Origin of the sequence: Streptomyces sp. Ncost-T10-10d (genome assembly GCF_900091955.1) — a bacterium.
Taxonomy (GTDB): Bacteria; Actinomycetota; Actinomycetes; order Streptomycetales; family Streptomycetaceae; genus Streptomyces.
Window position 1 is genome coordinate 33,100 of the sequence record NZ_FMDF01000044.1, and the last position, 14,371, is coordinate 47,470.

The 14,371-nt window shown below is 72.2% G+C and carries 8 protein-coding genes; 2 read left to right on the forward strand and 6 right to left on the reverse strand.

Features of this window, described 5'->3' with window-relative positions; genetic code table 11:
* Window positions 1-16 precede the first annotated feature (16 nt).
* The 3 genes from GA0115254_RS05120 to GA0115254_RS05130 all read right to left on the reverse strand — a co-directional run bounded on the left by GA0115254_RS05120 (window position 17) and on the right by GA0115254_RS05130 (window position 8,996).
* Window positions 17-3,385 carry an ATP-binding protein gene (locus GA0115254_RS05120; protein WP_093894080.1) on the reverse strand — a complete coding sequence of 1,123 codons (3,369 nt, stop codon included), beginning with the start codon at window positions 3,383-3,385 and terminating at the stop codon, window positions 17-19.
* An 86-nt stretch (window positions 3,386-3,471) separates the two neighbouring features.
* Window positions 3,472-6,420, reverse strand: coding sequence for an FG-GAP repeat domain-containing protein (locus GA0115254_RS05125; RefSeq protein ID WP_093894168.1), 2,949 nt, complete (start codon window positions 6,418-6,420; stop codon window positions 3,472-3,474).
* The gene (locus tag GA0115254_RS05130; protein WP_093894081.1) at window positions 6,420-8,996 is read right to left on the reverse strand and encodes a S8 family serine peptidase; all 2,577 of its coding nucleotides are present in this window, start codon (window positions 8,994-8,996) and stop codon (window positions 6,420-6,422) included. Before GA0115254_RS05130 ends, GA0115254_RS05125 begins: the two co-directional genes overlap by 1 nt.
* 263 nt (window positions 8,997-9,259) lie before the next feature.
* Here GA0115254_RS05130 and GA0115254_RS05135 point away from each other — a divergent pair, with 263 nt between their 5' ends.
* Both GA0115254_RS05135 and GA0115254_RS05140 read left to right on the forward strand, forming a co-directional pair.
* Window positions 9,260-10,648, forward strand: a complete 1,389-nt coding sequence (locus GA0115254_RS05135) for an aldehyde dehydrogenase family protein (RefSeq protein ID WP_093894082.1) — start codon at window positions 9,260-9,262, stop codon at window positions 10,646-10,648.
* 51 nt (window positions 10,649-10,699) lie between these two features.
* Window positions 10,700-11,779 (forward strand): Zn-dependent alcohol dehydrogenase, encoded by a 1,080-nt coding sequence (locus GA0115254_RS05140; protein WP_093894083.1) that lies wholly within the window; start codon window positions 10,700-10,702, stop codon window positions 11,777-11,779.
* A 136-nt stretch (window positions 11,780-11,915) separates the two neighbouring features.
* On the opposite strand, the gene GA0115254_RS05145 is transcribed toward GA0115254_RS05140, so the two are convergent.
* From GA0115254_RS05145 to GA0115254_RS05155, 3 genes are read right to left on the reverse strand one after another with little or no spacing between them, the layout of a single operon-like run.
* Window positions 11,916-12,899, reverse strand: a complete 984-nt coding sequence (locus tag GA0115254_RS05145; protein WP_093894169.1) for a DMT family transporter — start codon at window positions 12,897-12,899, stop codon at window positions 11,916-11,918.
* A 33-nt stretch (window positions 12,900-12,932) separates the two neighbouring features.
* Entirely contained in the window at window positions 12,933-13,655 is a 723-nt protein-coding gene (locus GA0115254_RS05150; RefSeq protein ID WP_370740829.1) for an ArsR/SmtB family transcription factor, read from the reverse strand.
* Window positions 13,656-13,670: 15 nt separating this feature from the next.
* Complete coding sequence (locus GA0115254_RS05155; protein WP_093894084.1) at window positions 13,671-14,345, reverse strand: TetR/AcrR family transcriptional regulator; 675 nt, start codon at window positions 14,343-14,345, stop codon at window positions 13,671-13,673.
* Between the last annotated feature and the right edge of the window lie 26 nt (window positions 14,346-14,371).

Genomic DNA, 14,371 nt, shown 5'->3' on the forward strand with positions numbered 1-14,371 from the left:
CCGCCCGGACCACCGGTCAGCCGGGGTATCCGGTACGGGCGGCGGTCCAGTCCGTCCTGCCGGCCTCATCCACCGTGAACGCCCCTGCGGGATAGGGGAGTTCCCCGGCCAGGGCCGCAGCCCGCCCGAACTCCTCGTGTGCCGCCGCCTCCCGGCCCAGCGCCGTGAGCGCGGCCGCATGCACCGTTCGGGCATCGGTCTCCGACAGCCGTTCGCCGACCCGCTGCGCACGCACCGTCCCGGCCGCCGCCCTCCGCGCCGCCTGTTCCCGGTGACCCGACAGCAGTTCCGCCCAGGCCAGCAGCGGGGCGGCCGACGGGTCGCTGTCGTCGGCCAGCAGAGTGAGGGCCTCCTGCGGGCGCCCCTCGCGCATCAGTCGTTCGGCCTCCGCAGTGCGCACCTCGTGCACGGCCTGCCGGTCGCGCTGAGCCTCGGCGGTCCGCCCGGCCCGCGCCAGCAGTTCGGCCGCGCCGGGCTCACCGGTTCTGATCCGGACCCGGGCCAGAGCGGCCAGGGCGTACGGGGTGCACCAGGCGGGGCTCGGTTCTCCGTCCCGGACGGCCGCCTCGGCGTGTTCCCGTGCCTCGGCGAACTCGCGCAGCATCAGATGCAGTTCGGCCAGATTGGCGCGCTCGAAGGCCACCGCCGTCGGATCGCCCGTGTGCTCGGCCAGGCGCAGTGCCTGCCGGCCGATGGAGACCGCTTTGCCGAGCAGGCCGGACCGGCGCGCATGCTCCCGCAGCACGGAGAGGATGGTGACCAGCAGTTCCTGATCCCCGTACGCCTCGGCATGCGGCAGCGCCAGATCGGCTGCGGTCCGGGCCTGCGCGAACCGGCCCGCGAGGCCGAGCGAGGCCGCCTGGGTCCCCAGGGACCTGGCCAGCAGCCCCCGGCGTTCGCTGCCCCGCACGTCCTCAGCGGCCTCCTGCGCCCTGCGGGCCGAGGCGTGCGCGGACTCGTACCGGCCGCCCACGAACCGCAGGACCGCCGCCGCCAGATGGTGCGTCGCGGTGGTGGGCGGCGGGGTGTGCGGGCCCGGGGGATACGTACGCAGCAGCTTCTCGCCCTCGTCGGTGCCGCGATGCTTCGCCAGCACCTCGGTCAGCCGGGCCGCGGCCAGCACCTGGCCGTCCTCGTCACCGCGCCGGACCATGTCCGCCAGCGCCTCGCGCAGTACGGTGGCCGCCTCCTGGTACCGGGCCATCCGGCGCAGTACGGCTCCCCGGTCGATCCGGGCCTGTGCCGCATCGGCGGCCAGCGCGTCGAGCCGGGCCGTCAGTTCGGCGTAGTAGCGGTCTGCGGTGTCATTGGCGCAGAGGGCCGCGGCGCGTTCGGCGGCCTGCCGCAGGTACTGGGTGGCCCGCGGGTCGTCGGCCCGGGTCAGATGCGAGGCCAGTGTGTCGACGGCGTCGGGGCGCCGCCTCAGCACGGCCTCCGCGTATGCCGAGTGCAGCTGCCGACGGCGCGCGGCGGACAGCCCGTCGTAACAGGTCAGTCTCACCAGCGGGTGGCGGAAGGCGAGACCGGGCAGGGGCCGGCCACCGACCACCACCGGCCGTTCCGCCACCACCGAGGCGGCGACCGCCGCGTCCACGGCGTCGGTCGCCTCGGCGCACGAGAGCGGCGGATGCAGACCGTGCTCCGCCACATCCAGGATCTCGCTCAGCGCGGCCCCGCCACCGGCCACGGAGATCGCCTCGACGACCCGGCGTGCCGCGGGTCCGAGCCGCGCCAGACGAGCGGTCACCAGCTGACGGACACCCTCCGGAGCGCTCAGCCCCGTGGTGTCCCCGCCGCCGTCCCTGGTGCTGCGGGCGAGCTCCAGGGCGAACAGCGGATTACCGAGCGAGAGCTCCCAGACCCGGTCGAGACCGGTCCTGGCACCTGCGTCCTTTGCGACGGCCAGACACTCCTCGCGCCCCAGCCGCCCCAACTCCAGCGAGCGGGCGATCCCCTGGCGGGACAGCGCCTCCAGTGCGGTGCGCCGCGGGTCCGTCCCGTCGAGCTCCTCCGCGCGGTAGGTGACGACGAAACGCCACGCGGCTCCCGCGGCCGAAGCCCGGCGGGCCAGATGGCTCAGCAGCTGGTACGAACCTGTGTCGGCGGCATGCAGATCGTCCAGCACCAGCAGGACGGGCCCGGCCGCCGCCAGATCGCCGAGCAGCCCGGCCGTGGCCCGGAACAACCGGTCACGCTGCTCTTCGGGGCTGCGCTCCGCACCTGCGCCGATCTGTCCCAGCGTGGGGAGAAGCGAGGCGAGTTCGGGGTACTCCCCGCCGATCCTGGCCCGTTCGGCGGACGGCCGGTCGGCGAGCCAGGCATCCAGCGCCTCGACGAAGACGCCGTACGGGGTGTGCCCCTCGGCGTCGTGGCCCGCACCCCACAGCACGGTCGTCCCGGCCTCCGCCGCCCGTCGGGCCGCCTCCGCCGTCAGCCGTGTCTTGCCCACCCCGGCCTCGCCGCCGACGAGCCGCACCGCAGGCCCGTCGGCGGCCAGCAGCACGCCGAGTTCGTCGGCCCGGCCCCGCAGCGGCGGACCGGGCGGGGTGCGTATCGCGGCCGGGAGAACGGGAACGGAGACGGCGGGAAGTACGGCCGTGGACGCGTCCAGCGCCAGCAGGTGCAGCTGCTCGGTCGCCGGGCCGGGCCGTACGCCGAGTTCCGCGTCGAGCGCCTCCCGGCACAGGTGGTACTGGCGCACGGCCTGCCGGCGAAGGCCCTGGCGCAGATAGGCGTCGATCAGCACCCGGTGGGCGCGCTCCTCGGCCGGGGCGGCGGCCACGGCCCGCAGCGCCACCTCGGTGGCCGATTCGGTCTCGCCGTCCGCGAGACGGGCCTCGGCGAGCCCGAGCCGCACCCGGTCGCACAGCGCGGAGAGCTGCTCGCGCCGGGCCTCGGCCCAGGGCGCGTACCGGTCCTCGGGCAGCAGCTCGCCGGTGAACGCGACGAGTGCGGTGGCCAGCTCCTCGGCCGTACCCGCGGCCAGGGCCCGCTCGGCGAGGCTCTCGGCGTGATCGGCGTCGATCACCACGGTCTGCGGATCGAGCCGCAGCAGGGTGCCCTCACCGGTCAGATAGGACGAGGAGGCGCGGGGGGCCAGTTCCGGTTCCAGGGCGCGGCGGGCGGCGTGCAGGGCGACGCGCAGGCTGCCGAGCGCGGCCCGCTCGTCGGAGTCCGGCCAGCAGATCTCCATGGCCTGCTCGCGGTGGAGGCTGTGGCCGGGGGAGACGGCGAGGAGTTTCACGAGGGCGCGGGCGCTGGGGCGGGGCCATTTGTCGGCGAGCGGGGGCCCGCCGTCACGAGTCACCCGGAACCCGCCGAAAAGGTGCAGACGCAGCAGCGGCGGACCGGCGTTTGTGCCGTGTCCCGTTTGCTCCGAGTCCATGAGGGCGCCACTTTAACGCCCTTGTCCGGGCAGACCGCAGGCCCCCCGGACCGGAGTCCGGAGGGCCTGCGGCAGGGCGGGGCTCGTCAGGAGAGCGTGGACACCGTCATCCGGGAGATGGCGGTGAACTGCAGCAGATACCTGCCTCCGAGCAGTTCCGTCGTGCGGTCGAAGCCCGTCTCGTCGAAGCCGAGGTTCACCAACTCGTCGACACCGTCACCGTCCAGCTCGCCGGAGAAGTAGTTCCTGGCGCCCAGGTAGGTGTTCTTGCCCACCTGGTCGGGGTAGTGGTGCCCCGCGGTCAGCACGGCCGGGTCCCAGAGGTACGCGCCCGCCTGGACGCCGCCGACGAGGAGGCGCCGTCCGCCGGGACCGGTGAGGAACCCGCCGGTCTCCGTCGTCGGGAGCGTGAAGATCGAGTGGTCCTGGCCGCCGGCCGCGTACGTGCGGAACGATGCCGTCCCCGCGAGGATCAGCCCCTCGGGCCCGGTGAAGAAGTTCCCGTTCGTCCAGGCGCCCCCGGCCAGGGCTTGGTGGAGGACCTCACCCGTGCGGCTGTCGCGGATCTCGACCACCGTACGCAGGCTGGAAGCGTCCGGCACGCCCTCCGCGGTCGTGGACGTCGCCGCGAACCAGGTGTAGACCACCGCGTGCCCATCGGCGTACGGGATCCCCGGTGAGGTGAAGACACCGTTGCCCAGGGCCGCTCCGTACAGCTTGCCGTCCACGCTCTCGGCCGGCGCCTTCGGTGCGGCGGTCCAGCGCACCGTGCCCTTCTCGGCGTCGAGCGCGACACCGTCGACCGCGGGCGACTCCTTGTCGAAGGAGCCGACGCTCGCGTACTGCGCGTACACCCGTCCCTCGCCCACTGCGAGGTCACCGAAGACGACGCGTCCCGCGCTGTCGGGCGCGCCGTATGTCCACAGCTTCGAGCCGTTGCCGCGGTAGGCCCGCACCTTGTCCGTCGGCACGACGATGTCGGCGCGCTTGTCGCCGTCGAGGTCGGCGACCGTCACGGAGCGGACGAACTGCCCTTCACCGTCGATGCGTTCGAGGACCTTGCCGGTGCGCCCGTCGAGGACCGCGACGGCCGTGTCCGCGGCCACCACGAAATCGTCGTGGCCGTCGCCGTTGACGTCACCCTTCTCGATCCGGTGCACCTGCCCGGGGACCGTGGCCTTCCACAGGAGCTCGGGCTTGCCCGCAGTCAGCGAAGGGCCCGAGTAGGCCCACACGCCGTTGGACTTGCCGCCGACGACGAGGTCCTTCTTCTTGTCGCCGTCGATGTCGGACGACTGCGCGGACGACAGGTCGCCCTGGAGCGGCAGGAGGTCCTGCTGCTTGCCGTTGCCGAACCCGTAGGTGCGGATGTTCTGGTTCTGGTCGACGGTGCGGATGTGCCGGCCGTCCGCGTCGCGGTAGACCTGGTTGAACATCGGCGAGGCGCCGATGCCCTTCTGCCGCCAGCGCATGTCGCCGCTGCCCGAGAACACGGTGAGTGAGGCGTACTGCCCGCCCCCGGGGTTCTCGGCGGTGTTCATGCCGGTGTCGTCCTGGGCCCCCGTCACGAGGCTGCCGTCGACGACGTCGAGGCTCCACACACTCGGCCCGTCGTGGGAGTTGTCGGCGTCACGCTTGACGGTGTCGGACCACAGCACGCTGCCGGGGTCCGTGCCGTCCACGACCCGCACGGTGTTGGCGTTGAGCCAAAGATCCGGGCTGAGCGTGGACTCGCTGACCACGTACTCGGGCTTCCGGTCGCCCCGCAGATCACCGATCGTCATGTCGGTGGGCACCGCGTTGATCCGGGTGTCGAGCGTGGTGCGCCTGCCGTCGGCCAGGGAATACGAGTCCAGCTCGTACTTCACGCCGTCGGTGGGGTCGGACTGCTCCAGGGCCACGAGTCGCCCGCGCGTGGTGTCCAGGTGCAGCTGACGTGAGTAGAGGGCGCTGTCCGTCTGCCACTTGACGGCGCCGTCCTCGGTGTCGAACACCAGGGTGCGGCCGCGCCCTGCGGCGGTCGGCGTCCTGCGCTGGTTGTACGACGCGGCGACCAGTCCGCCGCCGAGGTCCTCCAGAGCTCCCCACGCCGTACCGGCGCGCACGCCCGTGTCGTACGTCCAGGTGTCGGACGGGGTCAGGGCCCCGTCGGCGTACGAGAAGCGGATGCCCGACACGGTGGCGGTGGCGGCGGCCGGGGAGTTGAGGTTGTAGTGCGGCGCGTCCGTGACGACGAGCGTCCTGCCGACGAGCTTCACGTTGTAGGCGTACGCGTACAGCTTCGACCACAGCGTCGTGCCGGTCCTGCCGTCGAGGACCGTGACGAAGGTGCCGTTGGCCAGCGAGGAGCCGGGAGAGGTGAACGGGCGGTACGGGGACACACCCACGCTCGCCGAGAACACCACGTCGTCCACGCCGTCACCGGTCAGGTCGCCGGTCGCGTACCCCTGGTCCGACGCCGGCGTGAACGGACTCACCGCGTTGTAGCCCATCACGATGCGCGCCGGGTACGGCTCCGTCTGCCAGGGCCGGGAGTTCTTGACCCCCCAGTCCGCGTACAGCGAGGCGTTGTCGCGCCGCCACAGGGCGGTGCCGTCGGCCTTGCTGCGCTGAACGCTGCCGAGACTGTGCAGGGTGAAATAGTCGCCGCCCTTGCCGGCCGGGGCGGTCGCGGCCAGGCCGCGCACGCCTTCCAGCGTGGACTTGGGGGAGATGGTCACGGCGGCATCGGTACCGGCGTCCGTGCCGGTGCCTTCGTCGAGGTGGGCGCCCGAACCCTGGTCCGTGCCCCGCCCCGCACCGGAGGCATCGGATCCGGTGGTCGCGCCCTGCGGGTCGACGGTCTCGCGGTCGGCGTCCGCGTAGGCGTTCAGCCGGGCGTGGTCCGCCAGCTCCTCGGCCTGGCCGGTCGTGAGCGTGAGCAGGCTGTTGCCGCCGTCGTCGGAGGCGAGTGCGGGCGGCGCGGCGCTCAGCGCCAGACCGGCCGCGACCAGCGCGGATGCGAGCCGCAGCGCCCGCCGGGAGTTGGTTCTCATCACTTGGTCCCCTGCGCGATGCGAATGGCGGACCGGTCCTTGAGGACCGGCTCGTTGAAGGAGTACTGGAGGGCGTCGGTGCCGGCCTGGTTCTCGATGCCGACGGTCGCGCTCGCGCCGTTCTCGGGCGAAGCGGCGGACAGGCCCTGGTACTGGAGGGTGACGGAGCCGGTGGCCTCGTCGAAGACGGCCTCGAAGGAGACACGGGCTGAGGTGTTGCCGGCGAAGGCGGCGTTGTTCCAGACGACCGCGAACGTGCGGCTGCCGGCCGTACCCGTGGTGGCCGTCTGCACGCTGGACTTCTTGTCCAGGGTCAGGTCGTCCCAGAGGACGGCGACCGTGCCGTTGGGCTTGTCGGCCGACGGGAGCGCGACGTTGTCGTAGTCACCGAGCCGCGGTTCGAGGAAGTTGATCAGGCCGTTGGTGGTGATGCTCGCGCTGGAGTAGGAGACGCCGTACAGCTTCACCGGGAAGGGCAGTGCGATCGTCTTCGCGTCCTCGTCGCCGCTGAGCGCGACCTTGCTGGTGCCGCCGATCCACGCGTACGCGGCCGGGGTGCAGCTGTTGCCGGCGGCATCGGTGTGCGCGGGCAGGCGGGCGGTCAGCGTCTCGTCGCCGTCGACGGCGAGGGCGCCGCTGTAGACGCCGTTGCACAGCGCGGGCGCGGCGGGCGCGGCGGTCAGCGTGTACGAACCCTCGGCGACCTTCGGCAGGTCGAAGTGTCCGGTCGCGTCCGTGGTGACGGAGGCGACCGGAGTGCCCGCGACCCGGACGGTGGCCTTGGCGAGGGGCTTGCCGGTGACGTCGAGGACGGTGCCGGAGACCGTGTGGGAGGCGACCGCGTCGAGTGCGAAGTCCTTGGTGAACTGCTCACCGGCGGCGACCGTGAGGTCGGACGCGGAGCCGTCCGCGTAGCCGTAGCCGCTGAGGGCGAAGTCGTACGTGCCCGCCGGCAGCGTGAGCCGGTAGGAGCCGTCCGCGGAGGTCGTCACGGTGCGCGTCGAGGTGGACCCGGAGGCCTTCACCGTGATGCCGGTCAGGGCGGTGCCGGTCGCCTTGTCGGTGACCTTGCCGGTGAGGACGGCCGCCGTGTGCGGAGCCCTGTCGACGGAAGCGAAGATGTCGAGCCTGCCCTCGCCCCACACGTTGTTCGCGTCGGCGGTGCCGCCGCAGTGCGTGTCGTCGACGTCGACGGCGCCCTCGTTCAGCAGCGCGCGGGTCTCCTCGATGTTGCCGATGAGGGAGGGGGCCGACGACCACAACAGGGCGACGGCGCCGGCGACGTGAGGCGTCGCCATCGACGTACCGGAGATGGCCTTGTACGTGCTGCCCGGCCAGGTGGAGCGGACGTCGACGCCCGGGGCCGAGATGTTCGGCTTCATCGAGCCGTCGAGCCTGGACGGTCCGAAGCCGGAGAAGTCGGCAATCCTGCCGTTGACGTCGTATGCGCCGACACCGTACGCGGGTGCCTGTGAGCCCGGCGCGTGGCCGGTCGAACAGGTCGTGCCGTCGCCGTCGTTGCCGGAGGCGAACGCCTCGAAGATCCCGGCCGCGTTCCACGCCTCGACGATGTCCTGGTAGAAGGTCGTGTCACCGCCACCCCAGGAGTTGTTCACGATGTCGGGGGAGAGTTCGGGGCGCGGGTTCCGGCCGGTGTGGTCGGTCGGCGCGAGGATCCACTGGCCCGCCGCGAGGAGCGAGGAGTCCGAACAGGATCTGGACTCACAGCCCTTGGCCGCGATCCACTTCGCACCCGGCGCCACACCGACGCCGCCCGCGCCCGCCATGGTGCCCATGGTGTGCGTGCCGTGGCCGTTGTTGTCGCAGGGCGCCGAGGTCGGGCACTGGCCCGTCGGGTCGTACCAGTTGTAATCGTGTGTGAAGGAGCCGTCGCCGTTGTTGCCCCGGTAGTTGGCCTTCAGAGCGGGGTGGTCGTACTGGACGCCCGAGTCGACGTTGGCGATGACGATGCCTTCGCCGCGGTCGTCGTACTGGTCCCAGACCTGGTCGGCCCCGATGTCCTTGACGCCCCATTCGGGGGTGACCGGGTCCGCGTCGGTGGCGGCGTCCGAGACCGCGCTCTCGGTGGCGTCGAGCTCGTAGTGGTGCTCCTTGACGATGCTTGCCACGTCGGAGCGGTTCGCCAGGTCCTCGACGAGCTGCTCGTCGCCCGTGACCTTGACGGCGTTGGCTATCCAGAAGGACCGGTGGCCGACCTTCTTCTTGTCCAGGAAGGCCGTGAGCGGCTGCTGGCTGGTCCTCGCCTCGGCGCGCAGCGACGCGAACGCCGCCGTCGCCTTTGCGGCGTGGCCGCGCCTGCCCCTGGCCGCGGACAGGTCCGCCTGCTTCTTCAGGACGACGAAAAAGGTCGACTCCTCGCCCTTCCCGACAGTGTCGAGAACGGCGGGGTCGACCTTGGTGGTGTTCTTTGCTGCGCTGCTCCTCACGGCTGTACCGGTAACGGCGGTGTCGGACTGCGCGAAGGCGGGGGCCGGGCCGGTCAGCACGGCTGCCGCCGTGATCGCGACCGCCGCCCGTGCGGCGGATCTGCGCAGGGGGGATCGGGGCAGGTGCATGGAGTGCTCCTCCTGGACGGGTACGGGGGAGCCGGCCCCGTACCCGGACCTACGAGGGGAAGAACGGGGCGGGGCCGGCTGGTGCCGGACGCTAGGAGGAGGCCGTTACTGGCGTATTACTGGCCAGGGCGGGCGGGCCTCCGGCGCATGGCGTGACACCGTGACGGGAGCCATGGGAATGGCCTCTGGCGCCCAAAAACTAACAGCGCTAGTTTGGGGCGCGGACGACGACGCCGTAGCCACGGCACCCCGGGAGGAATGCGATGAAGGCCCACGACGGGATGTACATCGGCGGCGAGTGGCGGGCCGCCGTCGGCACGGACCTGATCGCGGTGGTCGATCCGGCGGACGAGCAGGTCATCGCGCATGTTCCGGCAGGCACCGCCGAGGACGTCGACGCCGCCGTGTCCGCAGCGCGTGAGGCCCTGCCCGAGTGGGCCGCGACCCCGCCCGCCGAGCGCGCTGCCAAGATCGCCGCCCTGCGCGACGTCCTCGTCGCCCGCAAGGACGAGATCGCGGAGACGGTCACCGCCGAACTCGGCGCACCGCTGCCGTTCTCGCAGTCGGTGCACGCGGGCGTACCGATCCTGGTGGCCGGCTCGTACGCCGAACTCGCCGCCTCGTACGCCTTCGAGGAGAAGGTCGGCAACTCCACCGTCTACGCCGAACCGGTCGGCGTCGTCGGCGCGATCACGCCATGGAACTACCCGCTGCACCAGATCGTCGCCAAGGTCGCCCCGGCGCTCGCGGCGGGCTGCACGGTCGTCCTCAAGCCCGCCGAGGACACCCCGCTGACCGCTCAGCTGTTCGCGGAGGCCATCCATGAAGCGGGCATCCCCGCGGGCGTGTTCAACCTGGTCACCGGCCTCGGTCCGGTCGCGGGACAGGCGCTGGCCGAGCACGGGGGCGTCGACCTGGTCTCCTTCACCGGCTCCACCGCCGTCGGCAAGCAGATCGGTGCCACGGCCGGCGCAGCCGTCAAGCGCGTCGCCCTCGAACTGGGCGGCAAGTCCGCCAATGTCATCCTGCCGAGCGCGGACCTCGCCAAGGCTGTCGGCGTCGGCATCGCGAACGTCATGGGCAACTCCGGCCAGACGTGCAGCGCCTGGACCCGCATGCTCGTGCACACCTCCCAGTACGACGAGGCGGTCGCGCTCGCCGCGGAGGCCGCCGCCAAGTACGGCGACCGCATCGGGCCCCTCGTCAACGCCAAGCAGCACGCACGGGTGCGCGGATACATCGAGAAGGGTGTGGCGGAGGGTGCGCGCCTCGTCGCGGGCGGCCCCGATGCCCCACGGGAGCAGGGCTACTTCGTCAGCCCCACCGTGTTCGCGGACGTCACCCCGGAGATGACCATCGCCCAGGAGGAGATCTTCGGCCCGGTCGTCTCGATCATCCGTTACGAGGACGAGGACGACGCCCTGCGCATCGCCAACGGCACCGTGTACGGGCTCGCGGGAGCGGTCTGGGCGGGCGATGACGCCGAGGCGGTGGCCTTCGCCCGCCGGATGGACACCGGCCAGGTCGACATCAACGGAGGCCGGTTCAACCCGCTTGCCCCGTTCGGCGGTTACAAGCAGTCCGGCGTCGGCCGCGAGCTCGGTTCGCACGGGCTCGCCGAGTACCTCCAGACGAAGTCGCTGCAGTTCTGACCTTTCCGCCCCTGCCTCGACCCCCGCTGCCGACCGTCAAGGAGCCTGTTCGTGGTCCGCGCCGCCGTACTGCCCGCTGTCGGAGCTCCGCTGGAGATCAACGACATCGAACTCCCGGAGCCCGGACCCGGCCGGGTCCGGGTCCGCCTCGCCGCCGCAGGCGTCTGCCACTCCGACCTCTCCCTGTCCAACGGCACCATGCGGGTGCCCGTCCCCGCCGTCCTCGGTCATGAGGGTGCGGGCACCGTCGTCGCGGTCGGTGAGGGCGTCACGCATGTCGCACCCGGGGACGGCGTCGTGCTCAACTGGGCGCCTTCCTGCGGCAGTTGTCACCACTGCGGGATCGGCGAGGTCTGGCTCTGCGTCAATGCCCTGTCCGGTGCGGCCGGCATCCATGCCCGTACCGCCGACGGCATGGAACTCCACCCCGGCCTGAATGTGGCGGCGTTCGCGCAGGAGACCGTCGTCGCCGCGAACTGCGTCCTGCCCGCCCCCGACGGCATCCCGCTCACCGATGCCGCCCTGCTCGGCTGCGCGGTCCTCACCGGATACGGCGCGGTCCACCACAGCGCCCGGGTGCGCCCGGGCGAGTCCGTCGTCGTGTTCGGCATCGGCGGGGTCGGCCTCGCCGTGCTCCAGTCCGCCCGGATCGCGGGCGCCTCGAAAATCATCGCCGTCGATGTCTCCCCCGAGAAGGAGGAACTGGCCCGGCAGGCGGGCGCCACCGACTACGTGATCGCCTCGGACACCACCCCGCGCACGATCCGGGGGCTCACGGGCGGCCAGGGCGCCGACGTCGCGATCGAGTGCGTCGGACGGCCCGCCACCATCCGGGGCGCCTGGGACTCCACCCGCCGCGGCGGCCGCACCACGGTCGTCGGCATCGGTGGCAAGGACCAGCTGGTGTCCTTCAACGCCCTGGAGATCTTCCACTGGGGCCGCTCGCTGACGGGCTGTGTGTACGGGAACAGCGACCCGGCCCGCGACCTGCCGGTCCTCGCCGAGCACACCCTGGCGGGCAGGTTCGACCTCTCCATGATGGTGACCGAACGGATCGCGCTGGACGGCATCCCGGCGGCCTTCGACAACATGATCGCGGGCAAGGGCGGACGGGCCCTGGTGGTCTTCTGACCGATGCCCGGAAGGAACCCCGGCCGCCCTCGACGACGGCCGGGCTCGCCGTGTGGACGGTGCCGATGTTCCTGCTCATCGACACCGAGTCACCCAGCAGGGCTTCCCGGGCCCCGGCCACTTCTTCTGCGTCTTCCTACGGCCGCTCGGTTCCCTGGCGCTCCGCGTCATGCCGGCGCCCCTCCACCGGCTGTGCCGGGTTCTTCCGCGTCAGACCGGTCCGCGGACGCATCCGGGAGACCGCCACCCCGGCCAGACAGAGCAGACCCCCGCCGACGGTGAGCAGCGCGGGCACCTCGTCCAGCAGCAGCCAGGACATCAGCACCACCAGCGCGGGCACCGCATAGGTGGTGGCACCCATCCGCCCCGCGGTGGTCCTGGCGAGTGCGTAGGCCCAGGTGGTGAAGGCCAGCGCGGTCGGAAAGAGGCCCAGATAAACCACGTTCAGGGTGGCGGACAGGGGCGCGTCCGCGACGTCGGAGATCAGCGCGCCCGAGAACGGCAGACAGGCGACGGTGCCGACCAGGCAGCCGAACGTGGTGATCTGCAATGCGGAGCCGTGCCGCAGCGCCGGTTTCTGGCCGACCACCCCTGCCGCGTACGCCACCGCGGCCAGCAGACAGAGCGCCACGCCGAGCACCGACGCGTCCCCGTCCCCCGACATCGAGAGTCCGACCACGGCGGCGCCCGCGAACGACACGGCCATGCCCGCGACCAGTCTGCCGGGCAGCCCCTCGCCGAGCATCCGGGCACCGAGCAGCGCGATCAGGAGGGGACCGATGTTCACCACCATCGCGGCCGTGCCCGCGTCGACCTGCTGCTCACCCCAGTTGAGTACCACCATGTAGAGGCCGAACCACAGCAGGCCCGACCATATGATCCCCGGCCAGGCGGCCCGCGGCGGCAGCCCCTCGCGCCGCAGTACCAGCAACGTGCCCAGTGCCAGGGAGCCCGCGAGCAGCCGGCCGAGAGCGAGCGCACCGGGCGAGTAGGCATCCCCGGCGCTGCGGATGGAGACAAAGGCGGAGGCCCACAGCAGCACAGTGGTACAGGCCGCGGCAGGGGCCCGCCAGTCACGATGTGCCGCGGGTGTCGCCGCTGGGGCGGGTGTCGTCGTCATGGACCCGACCATAGGGCCGTGACCGTTCGGCACCTACCGAATGGTGGACGGCTCGATGCCCAGATGCTCGTACAGCGCCCGTTCCCCGTCCGGGGTCGCTCTCACCGCACGCCCGGACCCGATCCGTACGCACCACCCGGCATCCAGCGCATGGCGGCACAGCGCTGCTCCCGCGACCCCTGCCAGATGCGGCCTGCGCTCGGTCCAGTCCAGACAGCTCCGTACGAGCGGACGCCGTGACCTCGGCTCCAGACCGATACCCAGTCCGCCGAACCAGCCGAGGCCGTCGTCGGTCAGCGCGAAGCCGGTGTCCTGCTTCAGCAGCCCCCGTACGGTCATGGCATCGGCGATCGCGATGCCGATCCGGCCCGCGAGATGGTCGTAACAGGTGCGACCGCGAGCGAGTGCGCTGCCGGCGCTCGCCGCGCTCAGGGTGCGCGGCCGCTCGGGCGCGGTGTCGGGGACGACCTGGGCCGCCAGGTCCTCGACGAGGTGCGCGGTCCGTTCGTCGGCGAGCCGCAGATAGCGGTGGCGGCCCTGCCGCTCCTCGGTCAGCAGCCCGCCCGCGACGAGCTTGCCGAGGTGTTCGCTGGCGGTGGACGGGGCCACCGAGGCGTACCTGGCCAGTTCGCCCGCGGTCCAGGCGCGGCCGTCGAGCAGGGCCAGGCAGAAGGCCGCGCGGGTCTCGTCGGCGAGGAGCGTGGCCAGGGCGGCGAGGCGGGGTGCGGCCGGGTCGGGGTGTGCCATGCGTGCCATGTGTTCCAGGATGCGTCAGGAACGCTTCGGTGCCGGCCGAACAGTCCCGGCGGACGACAGCTGCTCGTACTGGAGGGAGAGGCCGTCGACCAGCGCCCGCAGCCCGGTCTCGAACGCGCCCTCGTCGACCTTCTGGCGGCGCTCGGCCAGCAGATGGGCCTGGCCGAGGTGCGGATAGTCCGCGGGGTCGTACGCCGTCTCGTCGCCGACGAAGCCGCGGGCGAACGAACCGAGGGCCGAGCCGGTGATGAAGTAGCGCATCAGGGCCCCGATGTACGTCGCCTGGGCGGGCGGCCAGCCGGCCCCGACCATCGCACCGAAGACCGCGTCGGCCACCCGCAGACCGGCGGGGCGGCGTCCAGGGCCCTGGGCGAGCACCGGGACGATGTGCGGGTGCTCGGTGAGCGCCGCACGATACGAGACGGCCCAGTCGTACAGGGCGGCGCGCCAGTCGCGGGTGTCCGACTCGTCGAACATCGACAGATCGACCTGGGCCGACACGGCGTCCGCGACCGCGTCCAGGATCTCGTCCTTGTTGCGGAAGTGGTTGTAGAGCGAGGGTCCACTGACCCCGAGTTCGGCGGCGAGCCGGCGGGTGGAGACGGCGTCGAGCCCCTCGGAGTCCACGAGTGCGCCCGCCGTCTCGACGATGCGGTCTCTGCTGAGGAGGGGCTTGCGCGGTCGGGCCATGCGGCACATAGTAGGGCCTGCCAGCG

Coding starts and splice junctions, on each gene's coding strand:
- GA0115254_RS05130 (WP_093894081.1), bottom strand. CDS start 8,996: ATGCACCTGCCCCGATCCCCCCTGCGCAGATCCGCCGCACGGGCGGCG.
- GA0115254_RS05155 (WP_093894084.1), bottom strand. CDS start 14,345: ATGGCCCGACCGCGCAAGCCCCTCCTCAGCAGAGACCGCATCGTCGAG.
- GA0115254_RS05145 (WP_093894169.1), bottom strand. CDS start 12,899: ATGACGACGACACCCGCCCCAGCGGCGACACCCGCGGCACATCGTGAC.
- GA0115254_RS05150 (WP_370740829.1), bottom strand. CDS start 13,655: ATGGCACGCATGGCACACCCCGACCCGGCCGCACCCCGCCTCGCCGCC.
- GA0115254_RS05120 (WP_093894080.1), bottom strand. CDS start 3,385: ATGGACTCGGAGCAAACGGGACACGGCACAAACGCCGGTCCGCCGCTG.
- GA0115254_RS05125 (WP_093894168.1), bottom strand. CDS start 6,420: ATGAGAACCAACTCCCGGCGGGCGCTGCGGCTCGCATCCGCGCTGGTC.
- GA0115254_RS05135 (WP_093894082.1), top strand. CDS start 9,260: ATGAAGGCCCACGACGGGATGTACATCGGCGGCGAGTGGCGGGCCGCC.